Genomic DNA, 19,087 nt, shown 5'->3' on the forward strand with positions numbered 1-19,087 from the left:
GATTTTTGTTAATAAAAAACAAAAAACCCAAACAAGCACATGAAAATCCATGCATTTGTTTAGGTTATGCCCGATAGGTAACATTCCTGTTTCGCATATGTAATTAAGCGATTACAAGATAATGCTATCAGTTTATTAGAGCGCTTTCATCAAACTTTTCTCCTATTTTCTCCAATTTACGATAAGCTTGTATGGGTCAAGCTCCTCCTTTTCATCGGGAACGTACATCTCTCGATCATGATAGGGCAGCTGAAGATTATCCCATTCTTTATGTGTTTCTGGTTCACCAGGCAGACATTTTACATAAAGATCATAGCCCTCCCAGTCACTAGTCGATACACAAGCCCTGCCCTCCCCATAAGTAAGTGCCATATCTATGGCGTTTTTGAGCTTGACTAATGCCTCCCTATTGCCAACAATTAAACTGTCATCATGCCAGTACCTTTGCCCATATAGATGCAAAAATGGGTCTATTATCGTTTCTTCGTTATATTCCTCCAGCGCCTTTTCAAACTTTGGAATAAGCGCTTCATGAGAAAGATCTGTTGAGCTTACATCCAGGTTAGGGCTGCTTATTCCAAATATTTCTTCCATGTCCTGCAAAAAAGGCGTGGCTTCTACAAAAAGCACAACTGCATCTTTAAAGAAGTAAGTACGAATTATCGTATTCTCTTTTTTGTATGTTGCAAAGGACAAACTCGGCGATAGTTCAATCAAATCAACTCGTTTTATATGTTGCTTTTTTCTTTTCTCTAAGTTGCTTGTTAATGTTATGCTTGTATCAATTCCGACAAATAACGTATTAACATCCATGATAATCCCCTCCTTTTCATGGCTTCATTTGCTGATATTTTCCGTATAATTCCGCCCACTTTTCCCTCGGAAAATCGATTACTTCCCCGTCCAGTAAAGAAGTTAACACATCTAAAGATACATGCCAGCCAGCTAAATCTTTAGGCGTATGATCTGTCCAGTAAGGGATAGATTCCAATAAAACAAGGCTGCTGCCCGCTCTTGTTGGAGATATCTCGAATCGGACACTTCCCTCTCCCCATTCGTATTCAAGGAGAACACCTTCCTTGAAATCCAAGATGTGCATTTCAATGGAAGTATCTGTACCATCCCTCATATAAAAGCGAATGCATCCCCCTATACGAAGGTCTTCTGCTTCAAGATTATGAAACCAGGCTGCTAATTTTTCATTTTCTGTCAATGCAGACCATACATGCTCCACGTTATAACGAAAACTACGTTCAAATATTGCTGTATATCCTTCTTCGACTTTTTTTATGTCTGCGAGCATCTTTTTTCTCCTTTCAACCTAATGTAAAATGCTTCTTTTATTATAAACCGACAAATATATTTTGAATATTATCCATGGAAACAATTAGTATATTTGATCCTTTTTTACACATAATAATCTCGTGCAAAGAAGGCGCAATCGCACAAGAAAGAGAGAGTACTTCCCAGATGATGAAGGAAAATATATCGTTAAATCAGCTGCTTGCTTTAATCATTGGCTTTAATTTGGGAAGTTCTGTCGTGCTTGGAATTGGTCTTCTAGGAAAACAGGCAGCATGGATAGTAGTCCTCTTCTCTTCCTTTATTGGCTTGGTAATTGTATTAGCCTATTATTTTATGTCTTCATTTTCTCCAGATAAGAATTTATACGAGATAATGGAAATCTGTATCGGCAGACCACTCGCTGTTATAGGCAGTATTATTTATGTCCTATATTTTTTTTATATGGCATGCAGGGTCATCCGAGATTTTATTGAGCTGACCTCGACTGTCATATTGCCAATCACGCCGATCGAGGTATTAACATTAGCGTTGGTATTAATCATCGGCTATATATTATATTTAGGTGTTGAGGTACTTGGGAGAACAACGGAAATTTTCACTCCCTATTCGATTCTTTTTATCATCTTATTGGCTATTTTTCTTTATGCGAGTAAAAACTTCTCTATTGATAAAGTCACGCCAGTATTGCCGGATGGTGTTAAACCGTTAATAAAGATTATTTTCCCGTACGAACTTGTACGTCCATACGGACAAATTATCGCATTCACTTGTATATTTCCATTAGTAGGAAACTTTAAAAAAGGCAATAAAGTTTTAATTTTTGCGATTGCTTTATCATCCTTTTTTTTAACAGTCTCAACATTGTTTGTCAGCCTTTCACTAGGAAGCAATATCGCATCAAGAGCAGTATTTCCCTTATTAAGTGCTACTCGTTTAATCTCAATTGGTGAATTTATTGAACGTATCGATGCATTTACTGTTTTCATTATTATGCTGGGTATCCTCGTAAAAAGCTCGGTCTTTATTTTTGCAGGATTAAAGGGTCTAGAGTATGTATGTCATATCCCCTATAGATACTTCATCATGCCTGTTGTATGCATTATTTCTTTGTTCACTGTGTTTATTGGCAGAGGAATAACGGACCATGTACAAGAAGGTTTTAAAGTAGTGCCATTCCTTTTAAACCTGCCATTGCAATTCATAGTTCCTGTCATCCTGTTGGCTATTTTATTAGGGAAAAAGGCAACAGGTAAACTAAAAAATTAACAAAACAAAAACAGTGCCTTCCAAGAAGACACTGTTTTTTTCCATTATAGTTCTGCACCATTTGTTGCAATGACATTTTTATACCAATCAAAGGATTTTTTCTTTTTCCTTTCTAATGTACCATTGCCATAATCATCTTGGTCTACATATATAAAGCCGTAACGCTTAGACATCTCTGAAGTTCCTGCACTGATGAGGTCGATACAGCCCCAGCTAGTGTAGCCCATTACTTCGACACCATCTTTGATTGCCTCGCCCATTTGTTCAATGTGAGCACTCAAGTAATCAATGCGGTAGTCATCCTGAATAGAACCATCTTCCTCGACTTTATCATAAGCACCTAATCCATTTTCAACGATGAACAAAGGAACTTGGTAACGGTCATACATTTTCTTTAATGTAATACGCAAGCCCTTTGGATCGATTTGCCAGCCCCAATCAGATGCTTCTAAATAAGGGTTTGGAATTCCACTGAAGAAGTTTCCTTTTTCTTTCATTTTATCTGGTGAACCACTTGACACCATTGTCATGTAATAGCTGAATGACAGGAAGTCAACTGGATGCTGAAGCAAAATTTCTTCGTCTCCTGGCAGCATGTCAATTTTGATGTCGTTTTCCTCGAAATAACGGTTCATATAGCTAGGGTAATATCCGCGCACTTGAACATCTGTGAAGAACAGGTTCTTCTGATCTTCCTCTAATGCCGCAAGCACATCATCAGGACTACAAGTTTCTGCATATGTTTCCATACGAGCAAGCATACAGCCAATCAAAGCATCAGGGATGATTTCGTGACAAGCTTTAACCGCTCTTGCACTTGCAACAAACTGATGATGAAGTGCTTGGTATACAGCCTGTTCGCGATTTTCAACACGGTCAACAAGAATTCCGCTACCGATATATGGTGAAATCGTGGAAACGTTAATTTCATTAAATGTCAGCCAATATTTCACTTTGTCTTTATATCTGTTGAAGACGGTTTCAGCATAATGTACAAAATATTCAACTAAGCGACGGTCTGTCCACCCGTTATACTTTTGTACTAAATGAAGCGGCAGCTCGTAATGAGATAGTGTTACGAGTGGCTCAATTCCGTGTTTTTGCAGCTCATCAAACACTCTGTCATAAAATGCCAAGCCTTCTTCATTCGGTACTGTTTCATCACCATTTGGGAAAATACGCGGCCAAGAAATCGACATACGGAATGTTTTAAAGCCCATTTCAGCAAACAAAGCAATATCCTCTTTATAACGATGATAGAAATCAATTCCACGGCGTTTTGGGAAATTGTCACCGCCATTACCAGCAAGCAGCGCTTCTAATTCTGCTTCACTTCTAACATCCATCTCAATTTCGTGACCTCTTTCTTCCTTCGGTACGAATGCTACCATATCAAAAATGGATAATCCTTTTCCGCCTTCATTATAAGCACCCTCTAGCTGATTGGCAGCAGTTGCGCCACCCCATAAAAACCCTTCAGGAAAATGACTCTTTTTCATATCAATGCCTCCTAATATGTTTATAAATCTATCATACTAGCATTTTTTAAATAAAACTGGTCTGATTAAGACTAGCTTTCCAATTAGACATTTACGATATGATCCCATTATGAAAGAAAGCTTTTTAGAGTCATAATATAAGGTACTTATTCATAATCGGTTGCTGTCAAGTGATTAAACTGGTCTGGTTGAGACCAGTTAATAGCGATAAAACAGCACATCAAACAGCCTCAATAGTGTATAGCTGCTGACACTTGAGTTTTCTATTTTGCCACATTGGATAATTTCATCAAAAACGGCTAATTTGCCAAGCTCACCAGAGAAAGTAATCAGCAGTTTTTGACCTTTTGCTGCTTTAAATTTTTCTATGAACGGAAAATACGAAGATAATATATTACCTTGAATCGATATTGTAATAATTAAATCATCCTCATCCAGTTCTGTTAATGCATCCATCTGCTTAAAAAAGTTAGTGCCGCATTCACTTAATTTCCCTAATAGAAGCAGCTTTTTCTGCAGCTCCATTGCTTGAACTTGGTATTTCTCAAATCCTAAAATAATAATTCTGTTTGACTTTTTAATACGCTGAACGATGCGATCAATTTGTTCAATCGGAATTTGGTCAATAATGGCCAAGTTTTCATTTAATTGCATAAACAGCTCATTTGTATGTAATGGTGTATTATTCGCTTCATGTAATGATGCACCAATTGGAATGTTGACACTGTTGCGCATACTTGAAAAATTGCGAAAACCGATTCTTTTGCAAAAACGGTTAATCGTTGATGGCGCCACATGACAAGCATCTGCCGCACTTTCTAGTGAAAAGCTTTCCAATTCATGAATATGTTCTAAAAGACCTTTTGCGACATGATAATTAATATCTTTGTTCAAGGAATTATTAATATATGCCAACAGCGTATAAATCAGCTGCTCCATTTTTACCACCTCGAATGCAATTCTACCATAATTTCCGCAGTTGCTGAAACTTTTGCACTAAGAAATTGCGGTAGCAATTGTGGGGAGTGTTTAGTTGCTGCTTATGACAGTACCGCAATTTTTTCCTTAAAAAAAGAAATGAATAAACTTACTTCCTCTGTTTTTACCTTTGATAATAAATAAGTCGACGAAGCTGGTGGCAAAACTTTATCTGGTCTCACTTCCATCAGCTTTTTCTCGTTTAATTCTTCCATAACAGTAGTATAAGGAAGATATGATACGCCAAGTCCTTGTTCAATAAAGCGCTTTGTTATTTCCATTTGATTAACCTTCATTGTCCTAATAAACGGATAGCTTCCTTTTACAGTCCGCTGTAATTCCTCCCAGTACTCTGGATGATTATGAGTAATGAGCCTGAATGTCGTTAATACATGCTGTTCACTTAACTTTAAAGATTCATGATATGGTGCGACGAGTATCACTCTGTCCTGATGGAGCGCTTCAACCTGAACAGTGGATTGTATAGGCTTTAGTCTGGATATCCCAATATCTGCCCTCGACATACTTATTTCTTCACCAATTTCATAAGAGCTGACAATATGCACAAGCACCTCGATATCTGGATATTCATCCATAAACTTTCGCAAAATCATCGGCAGTATACTTGAGGCAATTTGTGGTGCTGCTGCAATGACAAGCTTTCTCACATATCCTTGCTTCCATGCTTCAAAACCCTCTAAGCCTTGTTCGTATTGATGAAAAATCTCTTTTGCAACTGGAAGGAAATGATGCCCTGCTTGTGTAAGTACGATTTTTTTACCAACTCTATCGAACAACTCTATATTCACGGCTTCTTCTAATCTCTTAATATGCTTCGTAATCGCAGGCTGTGTCAAAAAAAGCTCTTCTGAAGCAATTCGGAAATTTTCATGCTCTGCTGCCACAATAAATGTTTTTAGCCACTTAATATCCATCATACCCGCTCTCTAATAACCAACTGTTATTAATTTCTTCATTTTTTGTTAATTTTCATGTTTATTTCTTTTTATTATAATCTAATTACAGGAAATCACCTATTAGAAAAGGAGGATTTACAATGAAGACATTTAAACAGGATCCATGGAATGCAAGCTTATATGATGGAAAACATTCATTCGTATCAAATTTTGGGGAGGATCTTGTCAGCCTTCTATCCCCTAGTCCAGGAGAAAAAATTTTAGATCTTGGCTGCGGAACAGGTGATCTTGCAAGCAGCTTGGCAAAATACGATTGTGAGGTAATTGGAATTGATAATTCACCAAATATGATTGCACTAGCACAAAAAAAATACCCACATATTCCGTTCTTTGTCGAGGATGCCACTGCTTTACCATATGACTCGCGATTTACTGCTGTCTTTTCTAATGCGGCACTTCATTGGATAAAATCTCCAAAACAAGCCTTAACTAGTATTTATAGCAGTTTGCAGCAAGGAGGACGTTTTGTCGCTGAATTTGGCGGCAAAGGTAATGTGCAAATAATTACAGATGCTATTATAGAGGAATTTGCAGAACAAGGAATCAGCTTTAACTGGGCAAATTTCCCCTGGTATTTTCCGAGCATCGCAGAGTATACACAACTTATGGAGGAAGCAGGATTTCGTGTCGTCTTTGCTCAGCATTTTGACAGACCCACTTCATTAGATGGGGAAAATGGGTTAAGCAATTGGATAGCAATGTTTGGGGATTCCTTCTTTAAAGGAATTTCAGAAAACAATAAAGAAATGATTATCCGAAATGTTTCTAATAAACTACATGCAGATGTATATAAAGATGGATCATGGCTTATTGAATATAAACGACTTCGCATTATTGGCATTAAGGAATAAGCAAAAACAGAATGCTAGTGTGATAGCATTCTGTTTTTTGTTTACAGGCCGTTCCTAAGCAGTTCATCAAGCCTGCGGAATTGAGATTCTGTTCCTTGAACAAAGCCCATTTCCACTACTTGCTGTATTGCATCCTCTGAAGCAAAAGCACTTATAAATTGTAATATTGTTTGCTGTCCGTCTGCCTTAAAAGAAGCGGTTATGTGCATTTCTGGCATTCCTGCTTGAGCATTGCCTAATTCATCTGCAAATGAATCTGTATAGACGATTTCTTCTGGCACAGTAATTTTCTTATAAACAGCAAAGCCCCATGATTCCTGGCCAAAAAACTCCCCTTGATTTTCATCCATACAGCGCATGCAATAATGCCAAACACCGTCTGGTTTAAATTCAAAGCGAGCATTTGTTGTTTGCCAGCCTTCTGGTCCCCACCATGCTTCTAATAGCTTTGAGTCAGAAAACGCCTTAAAAACCGTATCCTGAGCTGCATCAAATCTTCTTTCAACTACAAGCTTATTGCCTTCTGTGTAATATATTAACTTATCAAAATACTGTTTTTCAGACATGCTATCCCTCCAAAAAGTTTTGGTATTTTTTAGCGGTTCTCCTTTAGTCTAAACAAAAAAGAATATTTACTGTTACATTCTAGCAGTTCCCACAGAAATCCTCTTCATTCACACGGTAAATTAGGGAAAGGTCTATATATCTCCAGTAAAGCTCATGTGGAGGCACTGACGAGGATTCTAACCTGGTTTTCCACATACTTTAATGCCGCTGTAAACGGCAGCTACATCCTTTACCCCTTCTTGAAGCGATCGATATCCCAGGATTTCCACAAGCTGAACCTTTGCCCCTGACTGTATAGGCAAGGATTCAATGGATAACTAATTTAAAACAATAAGGATATATAAATAAGTTTTTTTCGTTTATATAGTCGAATCACTATACCTTTGACCTTTTTTCTTTCTCTTGCCGAACCTTAGTTTTTTTCATTGTAATAAAAGGATTACAGCAGCATTTATTCCTTAATTCTTTTGACAGAACATGCTTGCAAATCAGTTTTCTTTAAAGGAAAGCAGCCTACAAACAAGCTTATGTCTTAAAAATATGCGTTTGCACTGATTAATTAGCGGATGCAGCTTGGTCGTGTTTTTATATACTGTACTATACGCAAGGGGGTGAGGGAGTTGGCAGGAAAATTCAATATAAAAGATCAATTCGATTTTAAGTTTAATGTAAATGGGAAAGAGGTTTCAAATGAAGAAAGAGCAGCCTATGTAGATCAATTTATGAGCAAGATGACAAATGAAATGGGCGGCTTAGCAAAAAAGCTTACTAGCAAAGTCTCTGATACTGTTGCGACCAAAAGTGTGGATGCGATAAAGGAAAAAGCAGTAAATACACTTAATATCAATTCACTAAAGGATTTGCTGAACGAGGATAACCTCGGTAAGCTGAAAGAAAAGCTACCTGTCATTGATGCTTCTAATGAGGATGGAAATCTTAAAGTAAATCTAAATGGCAAATCACTTTTCTCATTAGACCTTTCCAATTTTATAAAGAAATAAACGAAAGAAATTATGCTTGAAAGGAGGTGAAATCATATGTTGTCTGGATGCACATCTGATTCTCACAAAAAGAGCCGTTCTGGCTCTGGTAACGGTACAGAACTTCGTGCATTTACAAACGCTACTCAAGGAAACGGTAACCTAGCTAACCAATTTTCTGCTGCTGGTGCTGCTGGAGGAGCTGCTGTAGGTGTAAACTTATTGAACTTCTTTATTGGTGGAATTCTTGTAAATGCAAACAGCGCTGGTGATGCTACTGCTGTTTCTTTCAACGAGAATAACCCTGAACAAGTGAACGAAGCTTAATTTCACTATCAATAAATAATGTTATGGGCAGCATTTCTAAAATTGATTCGTCAATTATGGGAATGACTGCCCATCTTAACTTATATATATTACATATACGAGAGGAGTGGGAACATGACAGAAAAGAATATCGGTTTAACAAAGGAAAAGCTAAAGGAATTAGGTGTGCCTGATGAGCTTGTTGACAAAATACTTGAATCAGGTGCTCCCTCTGTCAATACACATGCTGAAGGTGGCAATGGAGGCAGTGCAGTTAGTTTAACATATGTAGACAATTATTCTAGTCTTGTGCTCGTATATACCTTCCTTCTTCATACAATCCAGAGCAGTAGCAACAAAGATCGAGAAACAAAGCAGCTTAATAAATCCCTGCTTACAACCTTAGAAACTGCAATGAAGGATCAGCAGGAATACAGAAAAGCCTTCCTTCAAGCAATTAACGTTCTTAATAACAAGTAATTTTGTACAAAAAACAGGCCAACATCGTTAATGATGTTGGCCTGTTTATATGTAAATCAGTGAAGCTTATTCTGTTTCTGATCTGGCGTTTTATCTTCATTAAATGCATCAACAACATTGTTTGCAATTGTTTTTGTAACCATTTGCAGCATGTCATTGACGATTTTTTGCGACTCTTTGAAATCGGCCACGATCGGTAGCTCATCAATTTCTGCTTGAAGTGCATCAATCTTCGCTTCCGTATCCTTCAGCGCGGAGATTTTCCCATAATGCTGCAGGTTTACTGCTTGCTTTTGCAGTTTTTTAATCTGAGCGATACGGTCATTCACCTTGCTGTTTTGGTTGATTTGTTTTTCCGCTCTAATATAGAAATCAACCTCTTCTGTCTGTTGAATCATATGAGCAAGCTCTTCTGTCCGCTTTAATATTTCTTCTTTTGTATATTTAACCATTAATTTACCTCAACAGCCTCGATGACTTCAATCATTTCACCGTTTAATGACCAAGTTTTTGCATCTGTAATTTTAACTTTAACAAGCTTACCGATTGCTGATTTAGGTCCTACAAAATTGACAAGCTTGTTTTTGCGCGTATAGCCTGCAAGTACATGGGAGTGCTTTTTGCTTTCGCCTTCTACAAGCACTTCGACAACTTGGTCTTTATAGCTTGTCATTGATTCAGCAGATTTAGCATTCACCAATGCATTTAAGCGCTGTAAACGTTCCTTTTTGACTTCTAACGGCACATTATCCTTCATTTTCGCTGCAGGTGTTCCTTCACGCGGTGAGTAAATGAACGTATAGGCTGCTTCAAAACCAACTTCCTCATATAAAGAAAGTGTTTCTTGGAACTGCTCTTCTGTTTCATTCGGATAACCAACAATAATATCTGTTGTCAAAGTCAAATTCGGGATTGCTGCTTTCATTTTGCGGACTAGCTCTAAGTATTGCTCTCTTGTGTATTTCCTTGCCATAATTTTCAGCACATCAGTTGATCCTGATTGGACCGGTAAATGAATATGCTCGACCATATTTCCGCCTTGAGCCAATACTTCAATCAGATGGTCATCAAAATCACGGGGATGGCTCGTCGTAAAGCGAACTCTCGGAATATCAATTTTGCTGATTTCATTCATTAAGTCACCTAAACGATAGTTAATGTCAGTAAAGTCTTTTCCGTACGCATTAACGTTTTGGCCAAGCAGGGTGATTTCCTTATAACCTTGTGCTGCTAACTGGCGAACCTCCTGGATGATATCCTCTGGGCGTCTGCTTCTTTCCTTGCCTCGTGTAAATGGCACGATACAGTACGTACAGAATTTGTCACAGCCATACATGATATTAACCCATGCTTTGATTTTTCCGTTTCGCACCTTCGGAAGGTTTTCAATGACATCCCCTTCCTTCGACCAAACTTCCAATACCATTTCCTTCGACATATATGCTTCGTGAAGAATATTTGGTAAGCGATGGATATTATGTGTTCCGAAAATAATGTCAACTTGCGTATATGTTTTTAATATTTTGTTAACAACAGATTCTTCTTGGGACATACATCCACATACACCAAGCAGAAGATCCGGTCTTTCTGTTTTCAAAGACTTCAGATGACCTAATTCACCGAACACTTTATTCTCTGCGTTTTCTCGAATCGCACAAGTATTCAATAGAATAACATTCGCATCATCAACCGTATTTGTCGGCTCATAGCCTAAGCTCATGAATATTCCTGCCATTACTTCCGTATCATGCTCGTTCATCTGGCAGCCGAATGTACGGATATAAAACTTGCGTCCCTCTCCCATACCGCGGAATTCTTCAGGAATCGTGAAGTCATTCTCATAACGAATTTCTTCTTTCCCTCTGCGCTTCGCATCCCTTAAGGATGGTGGTGTATAGACTGTTTCAAAATATTTGCTGTAATCCTTTTCGGATTTTTTGTCCGTTGAATTAGCAGTTACTACTTTTTGAGTTTCTAAACGCTGTTTTTCGTTCATTTAACATACTCCTCTCTTATCGATGAGATGCTATCATCCATAAGCTTTTGTTAAAAAATTTCCAAATTGCGCATTCATATGCTAGTTTTGACAAGTTTACATTATATTAGTATAAGCCTTTCAAGCTATGAACACAACCGGAAGGTATTAAGAGTATGTCATAAACAGAAAATGCCGCTTACTTGCGTGGATAACGTTTTTTCATATTTTGAAACAAAAATTTTTCTGCTTGACTGCTAGTGTAATATTTTAGCAGCTCGTTAATTAGATTCTCATAGCCATAAATAGAATCCAATCCTAAAACAAATGAATCTATTCCATCAAAATCAGAACCGAAGCCAATATGATCCTCTCCGCCTAATGAGCATATATAGTCCACATGTCTAATAACATCCGTAATCGTCACAGTGCTTTTTCCACTTAAAAACTGCGGCACAAATGTAATACCTATCGTACTATCCAGTTCAATTAATGCCTTTAGTTGGTCATCACGCAAGTTTCGTGGATGCGGACAAAGTGTAAATACATTTGAATGAGACGCATATGGATAGTCAGCTGTTTCGATTGTATCCCAAAAGCCTCTTTCAGAAAGATGGGATACATCGCACCAAACATGCTGTCTATTAAGCTCCTTCACTACTTCCTTACCGAAGACAGTCAGTCCAGCTCCCCTCGGCTCCATTGCTCCATCTGCAACAGCATTAGCATGGTTCCAGGTAAGCCCTACAGATGTTACCCCAAGGCGGAGCAGGTTTTTGAGCTTAACAATATCCTGCCCAATTGCCTCACAGCCTTCTAATGTTAACAAAACACCAATTTCCTCATACCTAAGTGATTCTATGTCCTGTTGACTTTGAATTAATTTTAAATGTGGATAAGGTTTTAAAATATGCTCATAAAATATTTCCACCATCCTAATTGCTGCATCAAATCGCATATCAGGATGAACAGACTCCGGAATATAAATGGCAAAGCATTGAACTTTTGCTCCACTGCTACGAAGACCGTTATACGTGACCTGTAGCTTCTGACTATCTTGAAAGCGAATTTTACTGTCTAGAAACATTTTATATAACACATCACAATGTCCATCAAAAAATTGCAGTGCCCTCATCTCCCCATTTTTAAATCTACTTTATTATATACTTCCACAATCATTACATGCTTATTTTCAAAAAAAGAACCTGTATGGCTTAGCATACAGGTTCACCCCCTTTATTACCTGCATTAACATGCTAAGCAGATAATAAAGGGATAGGTTTTTTTCATATTGTGTTTTTATTGCCCTTTTTATCTAGGCTCCACAATGAGCTTGATCGCTGTTCGTTCCTCACCGTCGATAACAATATCAGTGAAGGCCGGGATACAAATTAAATCCACTCCGCTAGGTGCTACAAACCCTCTTGCGATAGCAACTGCTTTAACAGCTTGATTCAATGCACCTGCTCCAATAGCCTGGATTTCTGCTCCGCCTCTTTCTCGCAGAACCCCAGCAAGCGCACCAGCTACAGAATTGGGACTAGACTTTGCTGAAACCTTTAATATCTCCATTTCTAGCTCCTCCTTGTTTAACCCCCCCGCATGTTCAGCAGTAAATTTAGAACACATCAGGATATATATCATTCCATTGCTACTATATTCTGCTTTTAAATCACTTATTCCAGCTTGGACAAAAATTTAGGAAAAATAATCCTAGAAGAGCTAATCTTTTTGATAAAAATAAAGAACCCGAAACTTAAAAAAGTTTCGGGTACGTGTCTTATGAGAAAAACGGATGATCATCATTAATAAGTATCCGGTTGATCTTTTTGGCTTTACCTGTTTTTTTATCTACCTCAATTAGACATGCACTCAATGTCGCTCTGCCTGTTTTCGGCGGTTCAAACCTTGTCGGCAGATTTGTCAGAAATCTGTTAATGACAGCAGATCTCTCCATCCCTAATATGCCGTCATATGGGCCTGTCATGCCGACATCTGCCATAAATGCCGTCCCTTGTGGAAGTATGCGATTATCCGCTGTTTGAACATGTGTATGTGTGCCAATTACGGCAGTAACCCTGCCATCTAAGTACCAGCCCATTGCCTGCTTTTCACTCGTTGCCTCTCCATGGAAATCAACAAAGATAATATCAGTGCGTTTTTTCGCTTCAGCAATCAGTTCATCTGCTTTTACAAATGGATCATCACTTGGATTCATAAAGGTTCTTCCTTGCAGATTAATGACAGCTACCTCCACATCGTTGATTTTAACAAAAACCATTCCTTTTCCAGGATTGTTCTCAGAAAAATTCGCAGGTCTTACCAAGTATTTTGCATTATCGATAAATTCAAATATCTCCCGATTATCCCAAGTGTGGTTTCCTAAAGTCACTGCTTGGGCTCCCACTTCTAAAAACCCACGGTAAATTTTTTCTGTGATTCCCTTGCCGCCAGCAGCATTTTCACCATTAATAATCGTCAATTGAGGGCGATATTTTTCTTTCAGCTTCGGCACATACTCTTTAATCATGTCCCTGCCCATTGAACCTACTACATCGCCTATAAATAAAATATGCATGATTTAAATCCTTTCTATAAAGTCTCCTGCATTAATAAACAGGGACATCTCTGTTAAACTGTCTTCTCTTTAGTTTAACATATATTTTTTGAATTTCTCTTATACAGCTTATTTGAAATCTTTCAAAATAAAAACGGTGCACATGGCACCGTTTTTTATTTTGCGTATTCAACAGCTCTTGTTTCGCGTATAACTGTAACCTTAATATGTCCTGGATAATCCAATTCTTCTTCAATCTTCTTACGGATATCACGAGCTAATCGATGTGATTCCAAATCGTCGATCAAGTCTGGTTTAACCATAATTCGTATTTCACGGCCAGCTTGAATAGCAAATGACTTCTCAACACCATCATAAGATTCAGAGATTTCTTCTAATTTTTCAAGACGGCGAATATAATTTTCTAATGTCTCTCTGCGTGCACCTGGTCTTGCAGCTGAAAGTGCATCAGCAGCAGCAACAAGTACAGCAATGATAGAAGTTGGCTCTGTATCACCGTGATGGGAAGCGATACTATTAATGACCACTGGATGTTCTTTATACTTTGTAGCAAGCTCTACCCCAATTTCAACATGGCTTCCTTCGACCTCATGGTCAATGGCTTTACCGATGTCATGGAGTAATCCTGCTCTTCTTGCAAGCGTCTCATCTTCGCCAAGCTCTGCGGCAAGTATTCCTGAAAGCTGCGCAACCTCAATACTGTGCTTCAGTACATTTTGGCCATAGCTTGTTCGGAATTTCAATCGGCCGAGAATTTTGATCAAGTCAGGATGAAGTGCATGTACACCGACTTCAAATGTCGTTTGTTCACCAATTTCACGGATATGCTCATCTACTTCCCGTCTTGCCTTATCAACCATTTCCTCAATACGAGCCGGGTGGATACGTCCATCCTGTACAAGCTTGTCAAGGGCAAGTCTTGCTGTTTCTCTTCTAATTGGGTCAAAACCGGAAAGAATAACAGCTTCTGGAGTGTCATCAATGATCAAATCAATTCCAGTAAGTGTCTCAAGCGTACGAATGTTGCGCCCTTCTCTACCGATAATTCGGCCCTTCATCTCATCATTAGGCAAATTAACCACGGAAACTGTTGTTTCTGCAACATGGTCGGCAGCACATCTTTGGATTGCGAGCGACAGAACCTCTTTAGCCTTCTTGTCTGCTTCCTCTTTTGCTCTTGTATCGCTTTCTTTAATCATAACAGCGATATCATGAGCGATATCTTGCTCAGTTTTGTCTAAAATGATGGATTTTGCCTCTTCACGAGTTAAACCGGAAATGCGCTCAAGTTCAGCTTTCTGCTTGAGGACCATTTCATCCACTTTGCTCTCCATCTCTTCCATATGCTGTTGTCTTTTATTAAGAGAATCGTCCCTCTTTTCTAAAATTGTTTCCCGTTTATCAAGCGCCTCTCCCTTACGGTCAAGGTTTTCTTCTTTTTGCAATAAACGATTTTCTTGTTTTTGTAGTTCATTTCTTCGATCACGAACTTCTAGTTCTGCTTCACTACGAAGCTTGTGAATCTCATCCTTTGCTTCTAACAAAGCTTCTTTTTTCAATGCGTCTGCTTCACGTTTTGCTGTTTCAACTAATTGTTCAGCAGTAAATGTCGCATTAGCAATTTTTGCATTAGCATTGGACTTACGAATAAAATATACAACAAAGCCAACAACGGCAATTACGATTAGGCCAAGCAAAATGGAGATGATTATATTGGTTTCCATCATTTCACCTCCTCTTGCTATTAAATTGTGTTGTTACGATTTTAAAAGTATTGGCTTATAATTCTTTTTAAAACGAAAGTGCTGCCCTAGCCGCAAATAGTTTCTAGGTTTTTCATACTCATAAAAATGTAAAATATACAATATAATTGTATAGTTGTGCCAATTCATTGTCAAGAGCTTGAATTAGGAGGATAGACACTAAATTAAAGGGATTTAGCTTGTTTGGTTATGTATACTCTGGTATTCATTGGTAAAATATACAGCATTGTCTATTATTTTGACGACAGCAGTAGTGATATTACGATAATATTGATATTTATCCACTGTGACGGGCACCTTATACTAGTAGTATAGACAGGAAAAAACTGACCTAAACAGTTTAGCGCTTCTATTCCTGTATAGAAAAAGGATAGCGGTGGTGCTACCGCTATCCTTTCAGGACATTAATCTATCAATTCAAGAGATTCTTGATCTTCTTCTTCCTGATCTGGTTTCAAGACAACTTCTTTATCTAGACCGTAGTGATCACGGATTTTCTTTTGAATTTCAAGAAGGATATCTTTGTTTTCTTTAAGGAATAACTTCGCATTTTCGCGGCCTTGACCTAAACGCTCATCATTATAGGAGTACCATGATCCACTCTTTTGAACAATATCCAACTCAGAGCCTAAATCAATTGTTTCTCCTTCTTTAGAAATTCCTTCTCCGTACATAATATCCACTTCTGCTACTCTGAACGGCGGAGCTACTTTATTTTTTACAACTTTAATTTTTGTTTTGTTACCAACCATGTCCGTACCTTGCTTAAGTGTTTCAGCACGGCGAACTTCCAAGCGGACAGTGGAATAGAACTTCAACGCACGGCCACCAGGAGTCGTTTCTGGATTACCGAACATAACTCCAACTTTTTCACGAATCTGGTTTATGAAAATAGCAATAGTTTTAGATTTGTTGATTGCACCAGAAAGCTTACGTAATGCTTGAGACATTAGGCGGGCCTGCAAACCAACATGGGTGTCACCCATTTCCCCTTCAATTTCTGCTTTTGGCACAAGTGCTGCAACAGAGTCAATAACAAGGATATCAACTGCGCCACTTCTAACCAATGCTTCAGCTATTTCAAGCGCTTGTTCCCCTGTATCCGGCTGAGAAAGAAGCAATTCATCAATATTAACGCCTAGCTTTTGTGCATAAACAGGATCCAGTGCATGCTCAGCATCGATAAATGCAGCTTGTCCTCCTTTTGCTTGCACTTCTGCGATTGCATGAAGGGCAACAGTAGTTTTACCAGAACTTTCAGGACCGTAGATTTCAATAATACGGCCTCTTGGATATCCGCCAACCCCAAGCGCTGCATCCAGTGCTAATGAACCACTAGGAAAAGTGGATACAACTCGGTCTGTCTGTTCTCCCAGTTTCATGATGCTACCTTTACCAAATTGTTTTTCTATCTGTTTTAATGCCATTTCTAAAGCAGCTTGACGATCGCTCAAAAAATTCTCCTCCTTAATATATAAAAATGAATCATTCTCCATTCGGTAGATTCATTTGGTGTTCAAGAATATATATTAAATATACTCCTTTTCTTCGAGTTTGTACAGTAAAAAGTAGAACATTCATTCGTTTTTTTTACAGCCCATAAAGATGCATAAGGAGACTTAAAAGAAATCGCTTATAGCTTCTGTAATTCTTTAAGCAGGAAGAATTGACCGTATTTTGCCGACCTGCTTCTGTTTGCGGACCGCCCGCCCCCTAGAAGAAGCTTTTCACAAGTTGTCGGCTGGCCTTTTATTGAAATACCAATATAAACAGTACCTACAGGATGACCTTCTAATTCATCTGGACCTGCTACACCTGTGAAGCTAATGCCAATATCTGTGTCTATCAGCTTAGCAACATTTTCAGCAAGCTCTTTGGCACACTGTTCGCTCACAACACCATCATTAGTTATAGTCTCCTCTTTGACAGAAAGGACATTTTGTTTTACTTCATTTGTATAACAAACAACTCCGCCGCTAAACACATTTCCTGCTCCAGGAATGTTCGTCATCTCCTGCTGGAACAGACCGCCTGTCAGGCTTTCTGCTGCAGCAATTGTAAGGCCGTGTTTTCCAAGCTCCTTAGAAAGCTCTTTGGCAAGCGTTGTGTCGTCGTATCCATAGAAAAACTCGCCAACGCGTTCAAAGATTGCCTTTTCCGCCTCATCTATAAGGCGTTCTGCTTCTTCCTGTGAATCATGCTTGCACGTAATGCGAAGTGTAACTTCCCCTTCTCCTGCAAGCGGTGCGATTGTTGGATTTGATTGCTTTTCAATCAAGTCGAGGATTTCTGTTTCCAGCAGCGATTCTCCAATTCCGAAGAAGCGTAGCACTCTGGAAACAATCAGTTCTTTCGTTGTCAGCTTCTCTTGAAGCGCGACATATCCATATACATCAAACATCGGCTGCATTTCCTTAGGAGGTCCTGGCAGAAGCATATAGAAGCGGCTATCTTTTTCCAAAAACATTCCTGGTGCCATGCCGTAATCGTTAGCAAGGATACGCGACCCTTCCAAAACAAGCGCCTGTTTTTTATTGTTTTCTGTCATTTGTCGCTTAGAGCGGACAAAATACTGCTCAATAGAATGAAGAGCAGCTTCATCAAAAACAAGCTCTTTTCCAAGATGGCCTGCAATTGTTTCCTTTGTCAAATCATCCTTTGTAGGACCAAGCCCACCTGTAAACACAAGAAGATTAGAGCGAGATTCAGCAACCTCAATGGCTTCCTTTAAGCGGGCTGGGTTATCTCCAACCGCTGTATGAAAATATACGTTAATTCCTAATTGAGCCAATTGCTTTGAAATGTATTGTGCATTCGTGTTAGCTATCTGCCCTAGTAATAATTCGGAGCCAACCGCTATGATTTCTGCATTCATCCGTCTATTTCCCCTTTCTTTCCCTCGTATCTATATAACCGTATTCCCTTATTACATGAAACTAAAAGTTTTTTCCAATTAAAATTACTTAGAATTAACAAAAACATGTTTGTTTTTGTTGAAATAATCCCAGCCAGACCAAATCGTAAAGATTAAAGCAATCCAAAGAGCAATATCACCAAATGGAAGTCCAACTAATTGGAAAATCATATTATGTAAAAGCAATGCGGAAATCGCGACGATTTGTGCCCATGTCTTTATTTTTCCGAGCATATTCGCAGCAACCACTTCTCCGCCGCCTGCAAGGATAGCACGAAGCCCTGTCACAGCAAATTCCCTGCTTATGATGACAATAGTGATCCAAGCTGAAGCCATATCATAGTTAACAAGCACAACAAGCGCAGCAGATACTAGCAGTTTATCTGCAAGCGGATCAAGAAATTTCCCTAAATCTGTGACAAGATTATATTTTCTCGCAAAGTATCCGTCGACCCAGTCTGTTGTCGATGCTAATATGAACAGCAGTGCTCCAACAAAATGGGAAACAGGCAATGTCACGCCAAGTAAAGTCATTTCGCCCCATGAAAAATCAGCGAGCATGATGACAAGAAATACCGGTATTAACAGTATTCTTGAAACAGTTATTTTGTTTGGTAAATTCATCTTACTTCCTCCGTTTTATGTACA

Annotated in this window: 20 protein-coding genes; 5 read left to right on the forward strand and 15 right to left on the reverse strand. The window is 38.6% G+C overall.

Translation table 11 applies throughout. The features are described from left to right. Nucleotides 1-162: 162 nt before the first annotated feature. On the reverse strand, nucleotides 163-813 hold the full coding sequence (locus tag NQZ71_RS14405) for a hypothetical protein (RefSeq protein ID WP_275005078.1): 651 nt from the start codon (nucleotides 811-813) through the stop codon (nucleotides 163-165). Between the two features lie 16 nt (nucleotides 814-829). After that, the gene (locus tag NQZ71_RS14410; RefSeq protein WP_144452488.1) at nucleotides 830-1,303 is read right to left on the reverse strand and encodes an SRPBCC family protein; all 474 of its coding nucleotides are present in this window, start codon (nucleotides 1,301-1,303) and stop codon (nucleotides 830-832) included. Nucleotides 1,304-1,470: 167 nt separating this feature from the next. On the opposite strand from NQZ71_RS14410, the gene NQZ71_RS14415 reads away from it, so the two are divergent. Continuing rightward, nucleotides 1,471-2,571, forward strand: coding sequence for a GerAB/ArcD/ProY family transporter (locus tag NQZ71_RS14415; RefSeq protein WP_144452487.1), 1,101 nt, complete (start codon nucleotides 1,471-1,473; stop codon nucleotides 2,569-2,571). 44 nt (nucleotides 2,572-2,615) lie between these two features. On the opposite strand, the gene NQZ71_RS14420 is transcribed toward NQZ71_RS14415, so the two are convergent. The 3 genes from NQZ71_RS14420 to NQZ71_RS14430 form a co-directional block, all read right to left on the reverse strand. Further along, on the reverse strand, nucleotides 2,616-4,070 hold the full coding sequence (locus tag NQZ71_RS14420; protein WP_144452486.1) for a glycoside hydrolase family 1 protein: 1,455 nt from the start codon (nucleotides 4,068-4,070) through the stop codon (nucleotides 2,616-2,618). Between the two features lie 198 nt (nucleotides 4,071-4,268). Beyond that, the gene (locus NQZ71_RS14425) at nucleotides 4,269-5,009 is read right to left on the reverse strand and encodes a MurR/RpiR family transcriptional regulator (RefSeq protein ID WP_144452485.1); all 741 of its coding nucleotides are present in this window, start codon (nucleotides 5,007-5,009) and stop codon (nucleotides 4,269-4,271) included. A gap of 101 nt (nucleotides 5,010-5,110) precedes the next feature. Then, entirely contained in the window at nucleotides 5,111-5,986 is an 876-nt protein-coding gene (locus NQZ71_RS14430) for a LysR family transcriptional regulator (protein ID WP_275005074.1), read from the reverse strand. 119 nt (nucleotides 5,987-6,105) lie between these two features. Here NQZ71_RS14430 and NQZ71_RS14435 point away from each other — a divergent pair, with 119 nt between their 5' ends. Next, entirely contained in the window at nucleotides 6,106-6,876 is a 771-nt protein-coding gene (locus NQZ71_RS14435) for a class I SAM-dependent methyltransferase (protein WP_260054150.1), read from the forward strand. A 41-nt stretch (nucleotides 6,877-6,917) separates the two neighbouring features. Here NQZ71_RS14435 and NQZ71_RS14440 read toward each other — a convergent pair whose 3' ends face one another. Next, nucleotides 6,918-7,442, reverse strand: coding sequence for an SRPBCC family protein (locus tag NQZ71_RS14440; RefSeq protein ID WP_317010908.1), 525 nt, complete (start codon nucleotides 7,440-7,442; stop codon nucleotides 6,918-6,920). A 621-nt stretch (nucleotides 7,443-8,063) separates the two neighbouring features. Between NQZ71_RS14440 and NQZ71_RS14445 the strand changes: the two genes are divergently transcribed. From NQZ71_RS14445 to NQZ71_RS14455, 3 genes are all read left to right on the forward strand, one after another. After that, nucleotides 8,064-8,444: a hypothetical protein gene (locus NQZ71_RS14445; RefSeq protein WP_275005069.1), complete on the forward strand. Its 381-nt coding sequence runs from the start codon at nucleotides 8,064-8,066 to the stop codon at nucleotides 8,442-8,444. Between the two features lie 36 nt (nucleotides 8,445-8,480). Next, nucleotides 8,481-8,750, forward strand: coding sequence for a hypothetical protein (locus NQZ71_RS14450; RefSeq protein WP_127734433.1), 270 nt, complete (start codon nucleotides 8,481-8,483; stop codon nucleotides 8,748-8,750). Nucleotides 8,751-8,864: 114 nt separating this feature from the next. Next, nucleotides 8,865-9,209 carry a hypothetical protein gene (locus NQZ71_RS14455; RefSeq protein WP_144452482.1) on the forward strand — a complete coding sequence of 115 codons (345 nt, stop codon included), beginning with the start codon at nucleotides 8,865-8,867 and terminating at the stop codon, nucleotides 9,207-9,209. A 56-nt stretch (nucleotides 9,210-9,265) separates the two neighbouring features. Here NQZ71_RS14455 and NQZ71_RS14460 read toward each other — a convergent pair whose 3' ends face one another. The 9 genes from NQZ71_RS14460 to pgsA all read right to left on the reverse strand — a co-directional run bounded on the left by NQZ71_RS14460 (nucleotide 9,266) and on the right by pgsA (nucleotide 19,063). Beyond that, nucleotides 9,266-9,661 carry a YlbF/YmcA family competence regulator gene (locus tag NQZ71_RS14460; RefSeq protein WP_144452481.1) on the reverse strand — a complete coding sequence of 132 codons (396 nt, stop codon included), beginning with the start codon at nucleotides 9,659-9,661 and terminating at the stop codon, nucleotides 9,266-9,268. Next, on the reverse strand, nucleotides 9,661-11,205 hold the full coding sequence (gene miaB / locus NQZ71_RS14465) for a tRNA (N6-isopentenyl adenosine(37)-C2)-methylthiotransferase MiaB (RefSeq protein ID WP_317010909.1): 1,545 nt from the start codon (nucleotides 11,203-11,205) through the stop codon (nucleotides 9,661-9,663). Before miaB ends, NQZ71_RS14460 begins: the two co-directional genes overlap by 1 nt. Before the next feature lie 178 nt (nucleotides 11,206-11,383). Beyond that, complete coding sequence (locus NQZ71_RS14470) at nucleotides 11,384-12,310, reverse strand: dipeptidase (protein WP_275005588.1); 927 nt, start codon at nucleotides 12,308-12,310, stop codon at nucleotides 11,384-11,386. Between the two features lie 185 nt (nucleotides 12,311-12,495). After that, the gene (gene spoVS, locus NQZ71_RS14475; protein ID WP_016201204.1) at nucleotides 12,496-12,756 is read right to left on the reverse strand and encodes a stage V sporulation protein SpoVS; all 261 of its coding nucleotides are present in this window, start codon (nucleotides 12,754-12,756) and stop codon (nucleotides 12,496-12,498) included. Between the two features lie 208 nt (nucleotides 12,757-12,964). Further along, nucleotides 12,965-13,762, reverse strand: coding sequence for a TIGR00282 family metallophosphoesterase (locus NQZ71_RS14480; RefSeq protein ID WP_144452479.1), 798 nt, complete (start codon nucleotides 13,760-13,762; stop codon nucleotides 12,965-12,967). A gap of 155 nt (nucleotides 13,763-13,917) precedes the next feature. Next, entirely contained in the window at nucleotides 13,918-15,486 is a 1,569-nt protein-coding gene (gene rny / locus NQZ71_RS14485) for a ribonuclease Y (protein WP_394374130.1), read from the reverse strand. Nucleotides 15,487-15,929: 443 nt separating this feature from the next. Beyond that, nucleotides 15,930-16,979: a recombinase RecA gene (gene recA, locus NQZ71_RS14490; protein WP_275005051.1), complete on the reverse strand. Its 1,050-nt coding sequence runs from the start codon at nucleotides 16,977-16,979 to the stop codon at nucleotides 15,930-15,932. 179 nt (nucleotides 16,980-17,158) lie between these two features. Further along, nucleotides 17,159-18,400 (reverse strand): competence/damage-inducible protein A, encoded by a 1,242-nt coding sequence (locus NQZ71_RS14495; RefSeq protein ID WP_275005049.1) that lies wholly within the window; start codon nucleotides 18,398-18,400, stop codon nucleotides 17,159-17,161. 84 nt (nucleotides 18,401-18,484) lie between these two features. Then, nucleotides 18,485-19,063 (reverse strand): CDP-diacylglycerol--glycerol-3-phosphate 3-phosphatidyltransferase, encoded by a 579-nt coding sequence (pgsA, locus tag NQZ71_RS14500; RefSeq protein WP_275005046.1) that lies wholly within the window; start codon nucleotides 19,061-19,063, stop codon nucleotides 18,485-18,487. Nucleotides 19,064-19,087: the final 24 nt, after the last annotated feature.

The organism is Niallia taxi, assembly GCF_032818155.1.
Lineage (GTDB): Bacteria > Bacillota > Bacilli > Bacillales > Cytobacillaceae > Niallia > Niallia taxi_A.

Bases quoted from the DNA above. Each gene is read 5' to 3' on its own strand.
- NQZ71_RS14440 (WP_317010908.1), bottom strand. From the start codon at position 7,442: ATGTCTGAAAAACAGTATTTTGATAAGTTAATATATTACACAGAAGGC.
- NQZ71_RS14425 (WP_144452485.1), bottom strand. From the start codon at position 5,009: ATGGAGCAGCTGATTTATACGCTGTTGGCATATATTAATAATTCCTTG.
- rny (WP_394374130.1), bottom strand. From the start codon at position 15,486: ATGGAAACCAATATAATCATCTCCATTTTGCTTGGCCTAATCGTAATT.
- spoVS (WP_016201204.1), bottom strand. From the start codon at position 12,756: ATGGAGATATTAAAGGTTTCAGCAAAGTCTAGTCCCAATTCTGTAGCT.
- NQZ71_RS14480 (WP_144452479.1), bottom strand. From the start codon at position 13,762: ATGCATATTTTATTTATAGGCGATGTAGTAGGTTCAATGGGCAGGGAC.
- NQZ71_RS14420 (WP_144452486.1), bottom strand. From the start codon at position 4,070: ATGAAAAAGAGTCATTTTCCTGAAGGGTTTTTATGGGGTGGCGCAACT.
- NQZ71_RS14405 (WP_275005078.1), bottom strand. From the start codon at position 813: ATGGATGTTAATACGTTATTTGTCGGAATTGATACAAGCATAACATTA.
- NQZ71_RS14435 (WP_260054150.1), top strand. From the start codon at position 6,106: ATGAAGACATTTAAACAGGATCCATGGAATGCAAGCTTATATGATGGA.
- NQZ71_RS14460 (WP_144452481.1), bottom strand. From the start codon at position 9,661: ATGGTTAAATATACAAAAGAAGAAATATTAAAGCGGACAGAAGAGCTT.
- NQZ71_RS14410 (WP_144452488.1), bottom strand. From the start codon at position 1,303: ATGCTCGCAGACATAAAAAAAGTCGAAGAAGGATATACAGCAATATTT.
- miaB (WP_317010909.1), bottom strand. From the start codon at position 11,205: ATGAACGAAAAACAGCGTTTAGAAACTCAAAAAGTAGTAACTGCTAAT.
- NQZ71_RS14495 (WP_275005049.1), bottom strand. From the start codon at position 18,400: ATGAATGCAGAAATCATAGCGGTTGGCTCCGAATTATTACTAGGGCAG.
- NQZ71_RS14455 (WP_144452482.1), top strand. From the start codon at position 8,865: ATGACAGAAAAGAATATCGGTTTAACAAAGGAAAAGCTAAAGGAATTA.
- NQZ71_RS14415 (WP_144452487.1), top strand. From the start codon at position 1,471: ATGATGAAGGAAAATATATCGTTAAATCAGCTGCTTGCTTTAATCATT.
- NQZ71_RS14430 (WP_275005074.1), bottom strand. From the start codon at position 5,986: ATGATGGATATTAAGTGGCTAAAAACATTTATTGTGGCAGCAGAGCAT.
- NQZ71_RS14450 (WP_127734433.1), top strand. From the start codon at position 8,481: ATGTTGTCTGGATGCACATCTGATTCTCACAAAAAGAGCCGTTCTGGC.
- pgsA (WP_275005046.1), bottom strand. From the start codon at position 19,063: ATGAATTTACCAAACAAAATAACTGTTTCAAGAATACTGTTAATACCG.